Source organism: Paenibacillus sp. FSL H8-0259 (genome assembly GCF_037963255.1).
Classification (GTDB): domain Bacteria; phylum Bacillota; class Bacilli; order Paenibacillales; family Paenibacillaceae; genus Paenibacillus_AQ; species Paenibacillus_AQ phytohabitans.
Genome location: NZ_CP150147.1, coordinates 2,855,807 through 2,871,299, shown reverse-complemented (window position 1 = coordinate 2,871,299; position 15,493 = coordinate 2,855,807). Strand labels below are relative to the sequence as shown.

Genomic DNA, 15,493 nt, shown 5'->3' with positions numbered 1-15,493 from the left:
TTATTGTACTGGCTTTGCGTATTTATCCACAAGTTAAACGGAGTTGAGAGCATTTGGGCAAATTACAATTGATCGCCACCGCCCCCATGGGGCTGGAGGCTGTAGTAGCGCGTGAATTAAACGAACTGGGTTATGAGACCACGGTCGAGAACGGACGGGTATTATTCAGCGGAGATTACATCGACATCTGCCGCTGCAATTTATGGCTGCGCACCTCTGACCGTGTATTGGTCAAAATGGGCCAGTTCCCGGCCAAAACCTTCGATGAGCTGTTCGAAGGCGTCAAAGCCATCAACTGGGAGGACTGGATTCCCGAGAACGGCGAATTCCCGGTAGAAGGCCGCTCCCACAAATCACAGCTGACAAGTGTTCCTGCCTGCCAGGGGATCGTCAAGAAGGCGATTGTCGAGAAGCTGAAGCTGTCCTACCATACCGAGTGGTTCCCTGAGAACGGGCCGCGTTATGTGGTTGAAGTTATTCTGCTGAATGACATCGCGCTGATCACCCTGGACACCACCGGACCGGCGCTGCATAAACGCGGCTACCGCCGCCAGGCCACCGAAGCGCCGCTGAAGGAGACCATGGCTGCAGCCCTGATCCAGCTCAGCCGCTGGAACGGCCACCGGCCGCTGTACGATCCATGCTGCGGTTCCGGTACGATTCTGATCGAGGCCGCGATGATCGCCTGGAATATCGCACCGGGTCTGCGCCGCTCCTTCCCGTCCGAGCACTGGCCGGAGATCCCGCAGCGCCTGTGGGAGGAAGCCCGCGAGGAAGCCTTCGACGCTGTGCGCGACGACTATCCGCTGCAGCTGACCGGCACCGACATTGATCCGGCAGCGATTGAGATTGCCGAAGCCGCCGCCAAGAGCGCCGGACTCTCCGGTGAGATCACCTTCAAGCATATCGCTGCCGCCAAGGCCCGCCCGGAAGGCGAGTATGGCTGTATTATCACGAACCCTCCATACGGGGAGCGGATAAGTAACGATACGGAAGTGGAGAAGCTGACCCGCCAATTCGGCGAGATGATGCTCTATCTGCCAACCTGGTCCTTCTTCGCCATCAGCCCGTATAAGGAATTCGAGCAATACTACGGACGTAAAGCGGACAAGCGCCGCAAGCTCTACAACGGCCGGATTGAATGCCAATACTATCAATACCTCGGTCCGCTGCCTCCGCGTAATTAGCAGTGGCGGTACGGATTTGATTATCAGAGGTGGCACTTAAACAAACTAATAACAAGCCTTAAGCTCCATGCAGCCGGTCTGTGCTGCGGACTTAAGGCTTGTTTCGGTTTTCACTGCTGCTGCGCGCTACGCCAATAGTGCTGCAATATGCAGGCTTGCCATAGGAATAACTCAGCATGGACTGCAAGCCTAGGAGCTGGCTCGGAATGTTGTACAGAATGCAAGATTATCATTGGAACGGCACCACTCGGACCCCGATTGTTGTACAAAATGCAGCATTTCAGCCTAACTGAGCTCTCACTAATTCAGATTGTTGTATTTCGTGCAAGATTTCCGAGTTTCGGACGTCTGCCCATTGCGATTGTTGTATTTTGTGCAAGATTTTTATCTATCGGCCACCTTTTACAGTACCTTCCCCCCACACACGACATAATCCCGCAAAGTTGCGCTTTAGCTCCACATGATTACTCAGATACTAGGTACTGTGCAGGGAACTAAAATAGACAAACGCTCATATCTCAAACAAAACAACCCCCGCAAACTTATGCGGAGGCTGTATTTGTTCTATCACACTATCAAAACAATTCTACCAGACCTGATCTATTTCTTCACTGCCGGCTGTTTGACGAAAGCTTCCGCTTTGGCCAGCACCTCATCTTCTGTCGGAGCACTGATGTAACGGCCGTTGATATAGACAAACGGGCGTTTGCCGCAAGGTCCGCAGTAGGAGATACAGCCTGTTTTGATCTCGGCGTCAGGCGCCATCTTCAGCAGCTTGGGCACGATGCTTTTCATTTTGATATGATTGCACTCGTCACATAATCTTATATCGTTAGCCATGAAGCAACCCTTCTTTATGTCCGTAAAATACGGGCGGATCAATTAGTGATCGCCATGATTTCCTTTAGACGGATTAGTAATAACGAAGCCTTCCTCAGGGAAGTAGAGATAATCAATCTTCACACCGTCCAGCAGCGGCTGGTTCGGATCAAGAATAACATCGATTTCTTTGTCGGTGGAGATGACTACGTCGTTCTCCTTAGGCGTGTCCAGATCCAGGCCGTAGTGGGCATGGTCACCGTGGGAATGCGTAATCGCTACGCGCAGTTTAAGCTCGCTGTTGCCTTCAAGCTCCATAGTTTTCTTTATCACTTTAGCCGCATTGCGGGTAATTTTGACGTTCATTCGATTCCATCTCCCGGGCATCTATAGTTTAAATACTCAATAATTCATTTTAAGGAATATAGGATGTAAAAGCAACCATATTGCTGAAATACATCAGATAGAGCAGTCAAAATTGTCGTAAAACCGTCATCTTAGGCTCTTCAGCGCCGGGTATTTGCGGTCCATCCGCGAGACGAACCAGCCCATCAGCAGCATCGTTACCCCGATGTCATCTATTGGTATGAACGGCATGAAGTCAGGCAGCACCCAGTACAGCAGCGCCGGAATAGTGAACAGCAGCTTATCTCCCATAGTGACGTTCGGTGAAATGATATACTGCCAGGAGCTGCGGAAGATATGAGACCATTGTTTGAGCGACAACAGTTTTCTGAATTTCATTGAGTAGTCCTCCCTGCTTCATTTGCTTATATCATTAGAAAAGAGAAAAGGGCACAGCCGCCAAACACCCGTTGAAAGGATTGCGGCCATACCCTTTGCTGTTATCTTACGCAAATTTGCAGAAATCGTTTCATTTTTAACTAAAATTTGACCGGATCATCCCGCTAAACTTTATTCCGTAACCTTGACATCATCGATCCGGGCGGTGCTGGAATGCATCCGGATGCCAATCTTCCCTCCGGCCGGCTGCGCCGCCGTATCGGTCCACTGGATCAGCTGGGTACCGCCGGCAAAAGCCGTAACCGTACTGCCGCTGACCGTCACCTTCAGCTCCGTCCACTGTCCGGGTGTAACGGCAACATCGGCACTGCTTACCATCGTGAGCGTTCCGGCTGTTTTTTTGAACAGCTCCGCTTTGTCGCCTGAATCATTCAGTCGGAACATGTAATAATTCGAGGCATCCGCATACCGGAACAGCAGTCCAGCGTTGCCGAAGGCATTCAGCAGCTTAATTTTGGCCGAATACGTGTAGTTCCTCCAGGAGGCATCGCCGGTATACGCCAGCGCTTCCCCTGACGACGATGTCTGCGTCAAAGCTTTCGTACCGTCATCCGCTACGCTCCACGCCCCGCCTGAAGTCGTCCAGCCGCTGTAATTGTTATCCTCGAAATCATCCTGAAGCAGCGTAACCGACGGTGTGATTGTACCCTGGAACTCGTATACACCGATATCCGGCACGCCGTTATACAGTGTATTTCCGAAGTAATCGAGACCCCCGTTGCCTGCAACCACCGCCCCGGCATTGATCAGCGGAGAGGTCTGCGCCAGCTTATAACCGTCTGCCGAAGCGAGTCCTGTGGCCGTGCCTGGACTGACGAAGCCGGGATTGCCGGTGATTTTGTTAGGATCGCTGGGAACACCCGAATTAAGCCCATAGAAGCTGTTGTGATCATATGTCATTCTCGGACTGTTCGTGTATTGACCGCTGGCAGCATTATAAAAGATATTATTAGTGTAATAGGCCATTCCTGTATTACTTGCATGGGTCAGCGCCTTATTCTGCGTTCCCGAACGGTAGATGATATTGTTGTAGATGTACAGATTGCCGCCGCCGTTCACCAGATGGAACACCCCGTTAGCATCCTTATCATTCTGGCTGATATTGTAGCGGAAGATATTATTATTCGTGTTGTTCATGACCAGCAGTGTGCCGCCCTCGTTGTTATAGCTATAGTTATACTGGTAGATGCTGTCGTGCACCTCAATATCAAAGTCCCACGGCTGGCCGTCTCCGCCCAGCATCCGGGTATCGGAGGCCTCGTTGTACTGGAAAATAGCACCCTTGGTATAATATGCCCACTGCGCCGCAACGACAGTGATATCCTCAAGGTAATTGACGATGGATGTATTCACATCGGTGGCTTCTCCGATGGATTTCGTCTTGTTGTATTCGATCAGCGGCGAGGCGCTGGCTCTGACCAGGATGCCGTCCCGGTGGATATTCTCCACCACATTGCCCCGGATCACGACATTACTGAAAGCATCGAACTTATGAGTCCATGCACTATTGAAAAAAGCATCCGTCATCGTCTGAATCCCGGTATCCGCCACGTTGATGATTGTGTTATTCTCGATCAGAATATCGTCCCAGGTGCTCTCCGGTGCGGTATTGGCTCCCCGGGCATGAACATTAATTCCGCCCGTTCTGCGGTCCGTGCCAAAGATATCGTGGATGTCGAGATTGCGGATATAAATATGCCGGAAGTTCCCCGCCCCTGCTCCTTCGCCCACAACGAGCACGCCGTTTCTCCGCATATCCGTGGGCTGCTGTCCGCTTGTAATCTCCAGATTATTGATCTCCCAGTAGGAGACATTGCGCAATCTGACCCCGAAGCCTTCACCGCCCATGGCGGTGTTGCCGAAATCTATCAGCGGCTTCCCCCCGCTCCCATAGCGGTCCACCGTAATCGGATTCCCCTCAGTTCCTGAGCCCTGCAGATCAAGATACTGGTTAGTCCACACACTGCCTGCCTTCAAAAGAATCCGGTCACCCGGGCTGAAGGTAGTGCTGTTCACTTTGCCCAGCGTCTTCCAGGCGGCCGTTTCACTGGTACCGGAGCTATTGTCGCTGCCCAGGGCAGAATCGACGTAATACGTCGTCCCTGCGGCGGCGGCCATAGGTCCTGATGCTCCCGATACCAGACTGAACAGCAGAAATGCGACGATGCCAAGGATGGTCAGCCTGCCCGGCTTTTTTTTGCTTGAATTATGTTTCACATGGTTATTTGTCATTCTAATCACTCTCCCGCAATTAGTTATAACGCTGCCAATGCTTCACCAAGCCAGGCTCCCTGCTGAACCAGCCCGCGCTGAAGCGCGGTGATATCTACCTTCCGGCTCTGGCTGTCCGTACCGGCAGCCATCGCTGCCGCCATTCCCGCCGCCTGCCCCATAGCGAAGCAGTTGGGCATCACGCGCAGCGAGCCTTGCACCACACGGTCCGAGGAGGCAGCGCGTCCTGCCACCCACACATTATCGAGACCAACCGGCAGCATGCAGCGGTAGGGAACGCCGTGGGATTCGCCGGGTGGCAGATGGTGAATATGCATGGCTCCGCTGCTGCGCGCCATATGGATATCGATGAAATAGCTGTTGCGGGCAATATCATCCAGGAAGGACACCATATTCATGAAATCATCCTGTGTCAGAACATAATCGCCCACAATCCGCCGCGTCTCACGGATACCGATCTGCTCTCCGGTGGACACGAGGTGGGCCTGTTCAAAGCCGGGCACGTACGCGCGGAAGAATTCCAGCTGGCGGAGGACCAGCTTGCGTCCTTCCACGGCGCCCCGGGTCAAATCCTCCGCTCTGGAGCCGTCGATGCCGAAGACATGGCCGAAGTTGACGCCGACCAGATAATCGGCAACCCAGGACAGGCCAGAGACCGAATCCCGGCCCTGCGGCAGCTTCCCGTCCGCTTGGGCCTGCTGCACCGCCCGATGAATCTGATCGGTGTCACCGCTTTCATTCAGATAATCCAGGAATCGCTTGCGGTCTACATTAGCCAGCAGGTAACACATCGTCGCCGCCTGAAGCTCACCTGCCTCCCCGCCTTTATGGAACGGCGCTCCTGCCAGGGCGGCCAGATCGGCATCTCCTGTCGCATCAATCACCGTCTTCACCTTGATGAGGCTCCGGCCGGATTTATTGACGATGACGATACCTTCGATCTTGCGCCCGTCTGCGTCCATCACAGTCTGGCTGGCAATGGTATGCAGCAGCACCCCGGCTCCGCTCTCTGCCACAGTATCATCGTATACACGCTTAAGCACCTCCGGATCGATGGGCACCCAGTCCAGCTCAGTGCCGAAGCGTTCGCGGAATTCCGGTTCACATTCCGCCTTCATCTGCTCCAGCAGCTGAAGGCCGATGCCGCGCACCACCGCCTTCTCCCCGTCACTGTAGGGACAGAAGGCCGGCACCAGGGCAACGGTGCCCATGCCGCCCAGGAAGCCGCGCTGCTCAATCAGCAGCGTCCGCGCTCCGCTTCTGGCGGCGGAAATCGCAGCCGCCACGCCCGCAGGCCCGCCGCCTGCAACCAGCACATCCACTTCATGCGAAACGGCGATTTCTTCCGCAGGTAATCTAAACGTAATTTCACTCATTACAATTCCTCCTTAATACAAGCCTATATAGATTGAAGTTGAATTGATTCCAATGGGGATGTTGTTCATTCCCTTGTCTAGTCTGCTCGTTCCTCGCCCGCGCCCTCTTCAGCCGGCCCGGCTTTGTATTCACTGGGATTTCTGCCGCTGTACTTCTTGAACACTTTGGAGAAATAAGCCCGGTCAGAGAAGCCTAGGGTGTAGGCTACATTCTCCACCGTCTCATGCGGGCGTGCCAGCATCGTGATCGCCATATTCATTTTGTACTGATTGACGTAATCGGTGAAATTGATGCCGGACAGCTTCTTGAAATAGCGGGAGAAGTAGCTGGCATTCAGATGCAGATGCTCCGCCATATCGGTCGAGGTCACCATCTGGTCCACATGCTCCTCCAGGAAGCGGTCCACCTCCTGCAGCCGGATATCCTTCTCCTGCGCCGCCACGGGTGCCAGCGTATGCTGTCTCCACAGATTCCGCAGCTCCCGCTTGGTCAGGCGGGCAGCCTCCTGGATATGAACCGTCTGCTCCAGCTGGGTGAAGAAGTCCTCCTCGGCAAGTCCTCCGGCTTCAAAGGCCATCTGGCGCACAAAATTGCCGCAGGCTTCCTTCACCAGCCGGGGCAGCAGCCTATCCGTGGTGACCTGCTGCGTCCATTGATTGATTGCCAGATCAATCCAGGCGGCATGCCCTTCTTCCAGCGCCAGCGACAGCATCCCGCGTTCCTTATCTCCGCGCCATTCGGCGGTCTGCCCGAAATCCGCCTGTTCATCGAGGACAGCAATAGGAGTAACCGCCTGATAGAAGTTGTGATCGCGGCTGTCCATAAGCGTCTTATACAGCGAGTCGAAGTTCCGCAAGGGCACGGAAGCCCCTGAATAGAACCCCCACAGGGTAATCTTCAGGTACTGCTCTACCTTGTCCAGCACCGATTGCATAAAATCAGTCAGCCCCGTCCCCGGGCAGCCGGGTTCAGCTACATTCCAGACCAGATAAATGTCTGCGTCCCTGCTCATAATTGGTGTAATGGAAGCTTCTCCGGCGGACAGCTCCAGCGCTATATTGTTCACGGCAAAATGAATCAGCGGAATATCCTTGTACCGGTAACGCTCGGTTACAGAGGCGGCATCCATATGGATAAACCCGTGGCGCAGATAAGGATGCTTCCAGGAGATCCCGAGGCGCTGTCCGAATTCAAGCGTATTCTCCTGATCTGCCGTACCGGACAGCAGCTGCTTGAGGAAGCTCTGCTTCAGCACTTCCTTATTGCGCTCAATCGCCTGGCGGAAGGAATAACGCTCCAGCAGCTCTTCACGGCTCTTGAAGCGGCTCATCGCTTTGCTGAGGCTGCTCTTCAGCTGTTCAGGGGATAATTCATCCTTAATGAGATAATCATCCGCCTCCAGCTGGATGGCCCGCTTCGAGTAATGGAAATCCTCATAGCAGGTCAGGAAGATCAGGCGCACCTCCGGCTTCGTAATACGGAAGGCATCCGCAAGCTCCAGCCCGTCCATGCCCGGCAGGCCGATATCAATAATGACGACATCCGGCAGAGCCGCATGAAACTGCTCCAGCGCATCCTCACTGCTGAAGGCCGAAGCCACCAGCTGCAGCTCCAGTCCCAGTGACCCGAGCAGATATTCTACATATTCCAGCATCGGGACATCATCATCAATCAGCATCAGGGTCATCAAGGGGAACCGCCTCCTTCTCACTGGTTATGGGGATATATAGGGTAAAAGTCATGCCATCATCATCTGTTCTTGCCTGCGCGCTCAGCCGCGCGCGGTATCCGTACAGCACCTGCAGCCGGCGTGCCGTGTTCACGAGTCCGACCCCTTTTTCCGGCCACAGGGCCGTGTCTTCATTTCCTTGCAGCCGCCGGTTCAGACGCTGGAGCTTATCCTCCGGCATCCCCCGGCCGTTATCGCTGATGCTGATCTTCAGCATATCGTCTTCAAACGCTGCCTCGAGCAGGATCGCCGGCTTCGCCGGACGTGCAGAGAAGCCGTGGCTGATGGCATTCTCGACAATAGGCTGCAGCAGCAGCCTTGGCAGCATAACCTCGCCTACCTTCTCGTCCAGCACACATTCAAAAGCGATATCCAGCCGGTTGCGGATCTGCATCACCTGCACATAGCTACCCAGCACCTTGCACTCCTCCGCCAGCTCCAGCGGCTTATCTACATGAACGTATACGCGCAGCAGCTTCATCAGCGCATCGATCATCGCGCCATGGGGCTGGTCCCCGGAGAGCAGCAGATCCACCTTGATCGAGTTGAGCGTATTCAGCAGAAAATGAGGCCGGATCTGCGCCGCCAAGGCCTGAAGCTCCAGCAGCCTTTTCTCCTCCTGTTCACTCTCGACCTGCTGCAGCAGCTGATTCATATCATCCAGCATCTGGTTGAAGGCTGAGGACAGCACTGCCACTTCATCCTTGCCCCGGACCGGAATCCGCACCGCGCGGTTGCCGCCGACATACTGCTTGACGCTTGCCCGCAGCAGACTGATCGGCTTATTGATATATCCGGCCCACAGCATGGACAGGATCAGAAACGCCAGAAAGAACAGACCGACGATCGAAATTGAGACCAGAAACTCGCGGTTGATATGGCTGTCGATGGAGCTGCGCGGCGTCTTGCTGGTGAGCAGCCAGCCCACTTTTGGAATACGGACCTCGCTGACCAGCATCTGACTCTCCTTCGGGGTATCCGCTCCGCCCGTGACCGCGATGCTTCTGCCCAGCCCGTCAGCCAGGGAGAGAACGTTGGCGCTATTGCCCGTATCCAGCAGGTTATGAAAATAATGGCTCGGAATGCCCACGTACAGCGTCGCCAGCTTCTCCTGATTCAGCGGATCGGTAATAAAGCGTACAGCGTAATAATAATCCGGTGCAGAGGGGTCGCCGCCGTAGGGGAACCATTGCAGTGAGATCTTCTCCTGCTCATTCAGCTTGCTGCTCTCCTCTAGAAGCTGCTCCGGCAGGCCCGAAAAGACAGGAATATTCTGGTTGCCGATCAGAATCCGGTTCTCCCGGTTGACCAGCATAATCTGCAGATCGGCATCCAGCGACTGCACGGACAATATATTGGCCGTGGTCTTGAGTTTATTGTAGTGGGTATACACTCCGTAGTTCCCGAAGTTCCCGGTGTTTTTTAGGTAACGCAGACTTTCCAGCACGGCCGGATCATATGCCTCAGAGAAATAAACCGAGACAAACGAGATGCTGTCTACGGTTTTTTCGATTTGACTCCCGATAACCTTCAGTGTCTCTTCGCCTGCACGCGAGATTTTATCACTCACATTCTCTCTCACGGAGGTGTACGACCAGAAGGTAACGACAATAAAAGGCAGCAGGATCAGGATCAGGAACGTGAACTGCAGTCTGCGATGGAAAGAAAAACGGCTTAACCATTTCATAATGTATCCACCTTGTACTGTAATGTAAATTCAACGTCCCTATTATAATCCATAATCGCTGCCGCCTTTAGCTTAATTCATTATTTCTGGTTGGCCTGAACCACTTTCTCCACTTCGGCTGTCATTTCAGTCTTGACCTCATCGAAGCTGCGGTTATCCAGGATAAAGCTGGCGAAGCCATTCTCCACAATCGCTTTCAGCTCACTTCCGTAAGGAACGCTGAAGGTATCCGGCATTTGAATATTCGGATCGAACAGCGTTTTGGATAAGGAGGCGGTGTCGATCAAATCTGTATTTTCGCCGAAGAAGCCGTTGATTAGCTCTGCTCCGTCTACACCCTTGAATGCCGGAATTTCTTTCGTGAATTTATAGGATTCCTTGGACATCCAGCGGATGAAATCATAGGAGGCTTCCTTATTCTCCGATTTCGCGCCCATAGCGAGGCCGCCGCCGGAAATATTCGTCATGCCCAGCTCTTCCGTATCCACGGAGCGCGGCAGCGGAGCGTACATCGTCTGGAACTCATGCGGGAATTTCTCCAGATTCAGCGCCGCCCGGACAGCATAGCTTGGTACAGCGAGCATACTGGCATTTCCGGCAAAAAACTGCTGCAGCACATGATAGTTCGAAGCAAGCACATCGGCATACGGTTCAACACTCTTATCTTCCTTCTCCATAGTGCGGCGGAGATTGAAGAAGTACTCGAAGGACGGATCATCGAAAATCGGCTTCAGATCTGCGCTCAGCTGCGGATGCGGCTTCTCGGTGTAAGCGATGATGTTCGGATATTCACCCCAAGTGTGGAAGTAGGTTCCGTAGTGCTCAGGTGTCGTCAGCTTCTTGGCATAGTCGCGGAAGTCATCCCAGGTCCAGCCCATCTCAGGCAGAGACAGCCCGGCTGCTTCCAGATGATCCTTGTTAAAGACTGTCAGCCACTGGGTAGAGCTCGGCAGAATGCCGTATACCTTGTCATCCAGCTTCAGCAGCTTGGAATATTCATCCTCCGGTGTAATACTCTCCTGCTCAAAGAAGGAGTTAAGCGGTTCCACAACACCGCGTGAAGCACGCTCCAGCAGTTCATCCTCATTGCCGGTCATGAATACATCGACCACTTCTCCGCCGGCTACGAGAATATCCAGCTTCTTCATGAAATCAGTACTGTCGCTGTTCTGAACCAGTGATTCATATTCGACTTCCACTTTATCCTGGGATTCGTTATACGCCTGAACGGCCTGGTAGATCGGTTCTTCCGGCTTATCGGCCTTGAACGTGTAGAATTTGATCTTCGCCTTGCCTGCGGGCTGGTCTGTACTGCTGCTTCCGGCAGCCGGATCAGCCGAAGCCGGCGCGTCTGTTGCCGCCGAATTAGTGCTGTTTCCGTTCCCGCCGCATGCGGTAACGGAGAGCATAAGAATCATACTTGCTAATACTAAAGATAGTTTTTTCAAAGCAATTCCCCCTTGATTTGTTGTCTGCAGGCTCATTATACAATCTAAGGCCCGCGCACACCGTGTACAGCTTTGCGGTGTGCGCGTACACTTTTTTGACCTTCCGGTCCGGGCAGCTTTATCTACCCGGAGACATTACTTTAACCTTTGACTCCGCCAATGGCAATGCCGTCAATGACTTGCTTTTGCAGGGCCAGGAACAAGATAAGCAGCGGCAGAATCGCAGCTACGGAAGCCATCATCATGACGGAGATTTGCGTGCCGAACTCTTCCTTGAAGAATTGCATCCCCAGCGGAATGGTGTACAGCTTGGTCGAATTCAGCATAATCAGCGGTCCCTGGTAATCATTCCACGTCCAGATGAACTTGATAATCCCTACCGTAGCCAGGATCGGCCGGCTTAGCGGCAGCACAACACTCCAGAAGATGCGGAAGAATCCGGCACCGTCGAGCTCGGCAGCTTCCAGCATATCATTATGAATGCCGATCATGAACTGGCGCAGCAGGAAGGTGAAGTAACTGGAGAACATCCCCATCAGGATCAGCGCTGCATGCGAATCGTAGAGTCCCAGCTCCTTGATCATAATATAGCGCGGAACGAGTGTCGCCTGCTCCGGAATCATCATGAAGGCCAGCATCAGGGTGAAGATCAGGGTTCTGCCCTTGAAATCAAGCTTGCCGAGCGCATAGCCTGCCATGGCCGATATCACAATTGTAGCTATGGTGGATATCAGGGCGATTTTAATCGAATTCATATAAAATAGTCCAAACGCGACGTCGCCCATCCACACGGCCTTAAAGTTAGCGATCAGATTCCAGTCGGTCGGAATCCACTGAATCGGGAAGGTCCAGACCTCCTTCTCCGTCTTGGAGGCTGCGGACAGCATCCAGACCAGCGGCATCAGAAAGAATACCGAGAGCAGGGCGAACAGGGCGGTAAAGATCAGATTGCCTGTCTTAAATTTTCTCATTGTCATTGCCTTTAGTTCCTTTCGCCGTAGACTAATAATGGACTTTGCGATTCTGTGTCATCCAGGTAATCGACGTAACCAGCATGATGATGAGGAACAGCACCCAGGACATTGCCGAGGCGTAGCCCATTTTGAAGCGCTCGAACCCTTCCTCATAAATCTGGTACACGATTACCGTACTGGAATAGTTGGGACCGCCGTCCGTCAGGAACTTGATCATATCGAAGATTTTGAAGGACGAAATTGTGCTGGTAATGGCCAGGAAAAAAGTAGTCGGACCCAGCAGCGGCAGCGTAATCCGCCGGAACTGTCCGATCCCGCTCGCACCGTCAATCGTTGCGGCTTCATACAGCTCTTCCGGAATATTCGTCATGCCGGCCAGGAAGATGATGATCTGATAGCCCAGCAGCTGCCAGACATAAATAATCATAATGGCGATCAGCGAGAAGCTGGTATCGACCAGCCAGCGCGGCGGCTCGGACAAGCCGATCTGCATCAGAATCTGGTTGATCGGCCCTTTGGACGGGTGATAAAGCGCCTGCCAGACGGCGGCAATCGCGACGGTTGAACAAATGTAGGGCACGAAGAAGGCTACTTTGAAAAAGGTTTTGGCATACAGCTTCTTATGGATCAGCGCCGAGAGCACCACCCCCAGCAGCATCGTGACCGGCACCGTGCCGATCGTAAACAGCACGTTATTCTTCAGAGCCAGCAGGAAGCGGTTATCTCGGAACAGCTCGATGAAGTTGTCCAGGCCGACAAAATGGATGGCGGACAAGCCTCCGACCAGATTCCATTCCGTTAAGCTTAGGAAAAGGCTGAACAGCAGCGGGAACACGGCGATCACCAGCATACCGATCACTTCGGGAGCGATAAAGAGCCACCCCGCCAGCTGCTCCCTTCTTTTGCGTGTCCAGTAAGTTTTGGGCTCAGCCCCGGTTGTCTTACGGGTAACAGCAGATTCACTCATTGCATTCTCTCCCCTGCAGTTTCAGCTTGGTTGTCCGGCAGATAGCCGCCTTCTTCCCGGAGACGGGTGCGCAGACGCGGGACATCAACGGCATGTACGTCGCCGCAGGTCTGAGCGGCAGCCAGTGCGGCAGCGAGTCCGGCTGCTTCGCCCATCGCCAGGCAGACCGGCATCACCCGGACACTGCCGAGCACCCTGCGGTCGCAGGAGATGGAACGGCCGGCGACCAGTACATTGCGCAGTCCGCGCGGCGTAAGGCAGCGGTACGGAATGCCGTGCGATTCACCCGGCCCGTAGAGCGTGATGGATTGGCTGGACCCGGTGCCGCTCTGCTGCTCCTTCTGTGTGCCGTGCACATCAATGAAGTAGCTGTTGCGGCAGATCTCATCGTCGAAGCTTTTGCGTGAGATGTAGTCTTCCGCCGTCAGGACATAATCGCCGGTAATCCGCCGGGACTCCCGCGTTCCGATCAGCGTGCCTGTGCTCATGACCACCGCGTTGCCGAAGGCTGCGGGGTGGACAGCGGCGAGCATGTCCCGGTAGGCAGCCGCCATCCTGCGTCCTTCAACCAGCGCCCCGGATACAGAGAAGGAATTCGTGTTATCGACACCCCAGAGATGTCCGGCGTTGAAGCCAACGGCACGCGGAGCCACCATGTTGTTGCACAGATGGGTGTCCGGAATTGCCGGGTATTCCCCCGAACGGACCACTTCATGGATCGGGCTGTGCGGGTTCTCCGCATGCAGCTTCGGCCCGTTCAAATACGCGTAATCATCCACGTTGCCAAGGATGAAACAATGGGTAGCCGGCTGAAGCTCGCCGGTCTCTTCGTCCCCCATCTGGTACTCGGCGCCGGCCCATGCGGCGACATCGCCGTCTCCCGTGCAATCGACATAGACGGCAGCGCGGAAGGCCTGCAGGCCGCCTTTGTTCAGGAGGAGTAGTGTGGTGATGTTGCCGTGGTCGTCTCTCTCCACATCCGCAAGCGCGGTCAGGAACAGGATATGCGCACCCGACTCCGTTACGAGATCGTCATACACCCGCTTGAGCTTCTCCGGTTCGATCGGCACCCAGTCCATCGCATCCTCCCGGACATGCGGCATTTGCGCCTTTAAGGTATTGAATACCTTGGCCGCGAGACCACGGTAGACCATCTTCTCTTTATCCGAGAACGGGCACCAGGCCGGCACCAGGCCGGAGGTTCCCATTCCGCCCAGGCTCCCGGTTGCTTCGACCAGCAGCGTCCGCGCCCCTTCTCTTGCCGCCGCAGCTGCGGCAGTGCAGCCCGCAGGTCCGCCTCCGACTACAATGACATCGTAGGAGGAATTCAGCGGGATCTGTTTACTTTTCAGCGTATACGTATCATTCTCCATATGGCCCTCACTTTCCCGGCGGCCGGCCCTCTTTCCGTGAAGCCGTCCGCCACTATTCTATACGCTAATTTTAGCAAGAGACATTTGCGAGTACGGTATAGCTTTCATACGCCTTGATGTGCATTATTTTGACTATAAAATGCCTAGGCGGGAGACTCAGGGGGGTTGGGGTTGGAGTTGGAGTTGGAGTTGGAGTTGGAGTTGGAGTTGGAGTTGGAGTTGGGGAGTTGGCGTTCGAAGTGGAGTTGGAATTAGAGTTGGAATTAGAGTTCGAGTTCGAGCTTGGGTTCGAGTTTGAGTTAGAGCTGGAGCTGGAGTTGGAGTTCACGCTGGTGTTCGAGCTGGTGTTCGAGTTCGAGTTGGAGTCGGAGTTCGAGTTGGAGCTGGAGTCCGAGTTGGAGCTGGAGCTGGAGTTGGTATAGGCCGTTGGAGTAACGTTAGCACCTTGTGTGGGGGGATGTGGAGGAATGGACGTATGTATGCTCTGCGAGCGTGCATTGTCTTTGCGTATACTTAGCAGAACCTCTGCCAGGTTCAACTAGTGATGAGGACTGAGATTCCGCTAAATGATGGAATCAGGCGAAATCGCCTGTCAAACGCACAGATTCCGTTATGTGTCAGAATATCCCCCATCTTGAGCCCGAATGAACAAATTAACGGAATCTCAGTCCGCGTCTCTCCATTAGAGTGCCCACTCCTGCATCACCAGTAACCAATTTTGGCAAGCCACTACCCAAGCGGCTGTCTCCGGAAAAATTAGTTTAACTTATTCGTCCATCCAGCCCACTTCCGGCGGAATCAGGGGCATTTCTGCCCCTCATTTACTCCACCCAGCCCACTTCCAGCAGAATCAGGGGCATTTCTGCCCCTCATTTACTCACCCAACCCACTCCAGG

13 protein-coding genes are annotated in these 15,493 nt (G+C 54.1%); 2 read left to right on the top strand and 11 right to left on the bottom strand.

Features of this window, described 5'->3' with window-relative positions; genetic code table 11:
- Positions 1-53 precede the first annotated feature (53 nt).
- On the top strand, positions 54-1,187 hold the full coding sequence (locus NSU01_RS12010) for a class I SAM-dependent RNA methyltransferase (protein WP_076244211.1): 1,134 nt from the start codon (positions 54-56) through the stop codon (positions 1,185-1,187).
- Between the two features lie 600 nt (positions 1,188-1,787).
- On the opposite strand, the gene NSU01_RS12005 is transcribed toward NSU01_RS12010, so the two are convergent.
- The 11 genes from NSU01_RS12005 to NSU01_RS11955 form a co-directional block, all read right to left on the bottom strand.
- Entirely contained in the window at positions 1,788-2,027 is a 240-nt protein-coding gene (locus NSU01_RS12005) for a DUF1450 domain-containing protein (protein WP_039308771.1), read from the bottom strand.
- A 42-nt stretch (positions 2,028-2,069) separates the two neighbouring features.
- Positions 2,070-2,372: a heme biosynthesis protein HemY gene (locus NSU01_RS12000; RefSeq protein ID WP_039308768.1), complete on the bottom strand. Its 303-nt coding sequence runs from the start codon at positions 2,370-2,372 to the stop codon at positions 2,070-2,072.
- Positions 2,373-2,498: 126 nt separating this feature from the next.
- A complete protein-coding gene (locus NSU01_RS11995; RefSeq protein WP_039308765.1) occupies positions 2,499-2,750 on the bottom strand; it encodes a hypothetical protein in 252 nt (83 codons plus the stop codon).
- 171 nt (positions 2,751-2,921) lie between these two features.
- On the bottom strand, positions 2,922-5,042 hold the full coding sequence (locus NSU01_RS11990) for a family 16 glycoside hydrolase (protein WP_076244209.1): 2,121 nt from the start codon (positions 5,040-5,042) through the stop codon (positions 2,922-2,924).
- A gap of 23 nt (positions 5,043-5,065) precedes the next feature.
- Positions 5,066-6,418 (bottom strand): FAD-dependent oxidoreductase, encoded by a 1,353-nt coding sequence (locus NSU01_RS11985; protein ID WP_076244207.1) that lies wholly within the window; start codon positions 6,416-6,418, stop codon positions 5,066-5,068.
- Positions 6,419-6,495: 77 nt separating this feature from the next.
- Positions 6,496-8,106 carry a helix-turn-helix domain-containing protein gene (locus NSU01_RS11980; protein ID WP_076244205.1) on the bottom strand — a complete coding sequence of 537 codons (1,611 nt, stop codon included), beginning with the start codon at positions 8,104-8,106 and terminating at the stop codon, positions 6,496-6,498.
- Positions 8,087-9,835, bottom strand: a complete 1,749-nt coding sequence (locus NSU01_RS11975; protein ID WP_042135677.1) for a histidine kinase — start codon at positions 9,833-9,835, stop codon at positions 8,087-8,089. Before NSU01_RS11975 ends, NSU01_RS11980 begins: the two co-directional genes overlap by 20 nt.
- 80 nt (positions 9,836-9,915) lie before the next feature.
- Positions 9,916-11,283: an extracellular solute-binding protein gene (locus NSU01_RS11970; protein WP_042135675.1), complete on the bottom strand. Its 1,368-nt coding sequence runs from the start codon at positions 11,281-11,283 to the stop codon at positions 9,916-9,918.
- Positions 11,284-11,423: 140 nt separating this feature from the next.
- Entirely contained in the window at positions 11,424-12,260 is an 837-nt protein-coding gene (locus tag NSU01_RS11965; protein WP_039308750.1) for a carbohydrate ABC transporter permease, read from the bottom strand.
- A 25-nt stretch (positions 12,261-12,285) separates the two neighbouring features.
- Entirely contained in the window at positions 12,286-13,224 is a 939-nt protein-coding gene (locus NSU01_RS11960) for a sugar ABC transporter permease (protein ID WP_076244203.1), read from the bottom strand.
- Positions 13,221-14,597, bottom strand: a complete 1,377-nt coding sequence (locus tag NSU01_RS11955) for an FAD-dependent oxidoreductase (RefSeq protein WP_076244201.1) — start codon at positions 14,595-14,597, stop codon at positions 13,221-13,223. The genes NSU01_RS11960 and NSU01_RS11955 overlap by 4 nt, the downstream gene beginning before the upstream one ends.
- A 128-nt stretch (positions 14,598-14,725) precedes the next feature.
- Between NSU01_RS11955 and NSU01_RS11950 the strand changes: the two genes are divergently transcribed.
- Positions 14,726-15,019 carry a hypothetical protein gene (locus NSU01_RS11950; protein ID WP_339303150.1) on the top strand — a complete coding sequence of 98 codons (294 nt, stop codon included), beginning with the start codon at positions 14,726-14,728 and terminating at the stop codon, positions 15,017-15,019.
- Positions 15,020-15,493 lie beyond the last annotated feature (474 nt).

Coding starts and splice junctions, on each gene's coding strand:
- NSU01_RS12005 (WP_039308771.1), bottom strand. CDS start 2,027: ATGGCTAACGATATAAGATTATGTGACGAGTGCAATCATATCAAAATG.
- NSU01_RS12000 (WP_039308768.1), bottom strand. CDS start 2,372: ATGAACGTCAAAATTACCCGCAATGCGGCTAAAGTGATAAAGAAAACT.
- NSU01_RS11995 (WP_039308765.1), bottom strand. CDS start 2,750: ATGAAATTCAGAAAACTGTTGTCGCTCAAACAATGGTCTCATATCTTC.
- NSU01_RS11990 (WP_076244209.1), bottom strand. CDS start 5,042: ATGACAAATAACCATGTGAAACATAATTCAAGCAAAAAAAAGCCGGGC.
- NSU01_RS11985 (WP_076244207.1), bottom strand. CDS start 6,418: ATGAGTGAAATTACGTTTAGATTACCTGCGGAAGAAATCGCCGTTTCG.
- NSU01_RS11980 (WP_076244205.1), bottom strand. CDS start 8,106: ATGACCCTGATGCTGATTGATGATGATGTCCCGATGCTGGAATATGTA.
- NSU01_RS11975 (WP_042135677.1), bottom strand. CDS start 9,835: ATGAAATGGTTAAGCCGTTTTTCTTTCCATCGCAGACTGCAGTTCACG.
- NSU01_RS11965 (WP_039308750.1), bottom strand. CDS start 12,260: ATGACAATGAGAAAATTTAAGACAGGCAATCTGATCTTTACCGCCCTG.
- NSU01_RS11960 (WP_076244203.1), bottom strand. CDS start 13,224: ATGAGTGAATCTGCTGTTACCCGTAAGACAACCGGGGCTGAGCCCAAA.
- NSU01_RS11955 (WP_076244201.1), bottom strand. CDS start 14,597: ATGGAGAATGATACGTATACGCTGAAAAGTAAACAGATCCCGCTGAAT.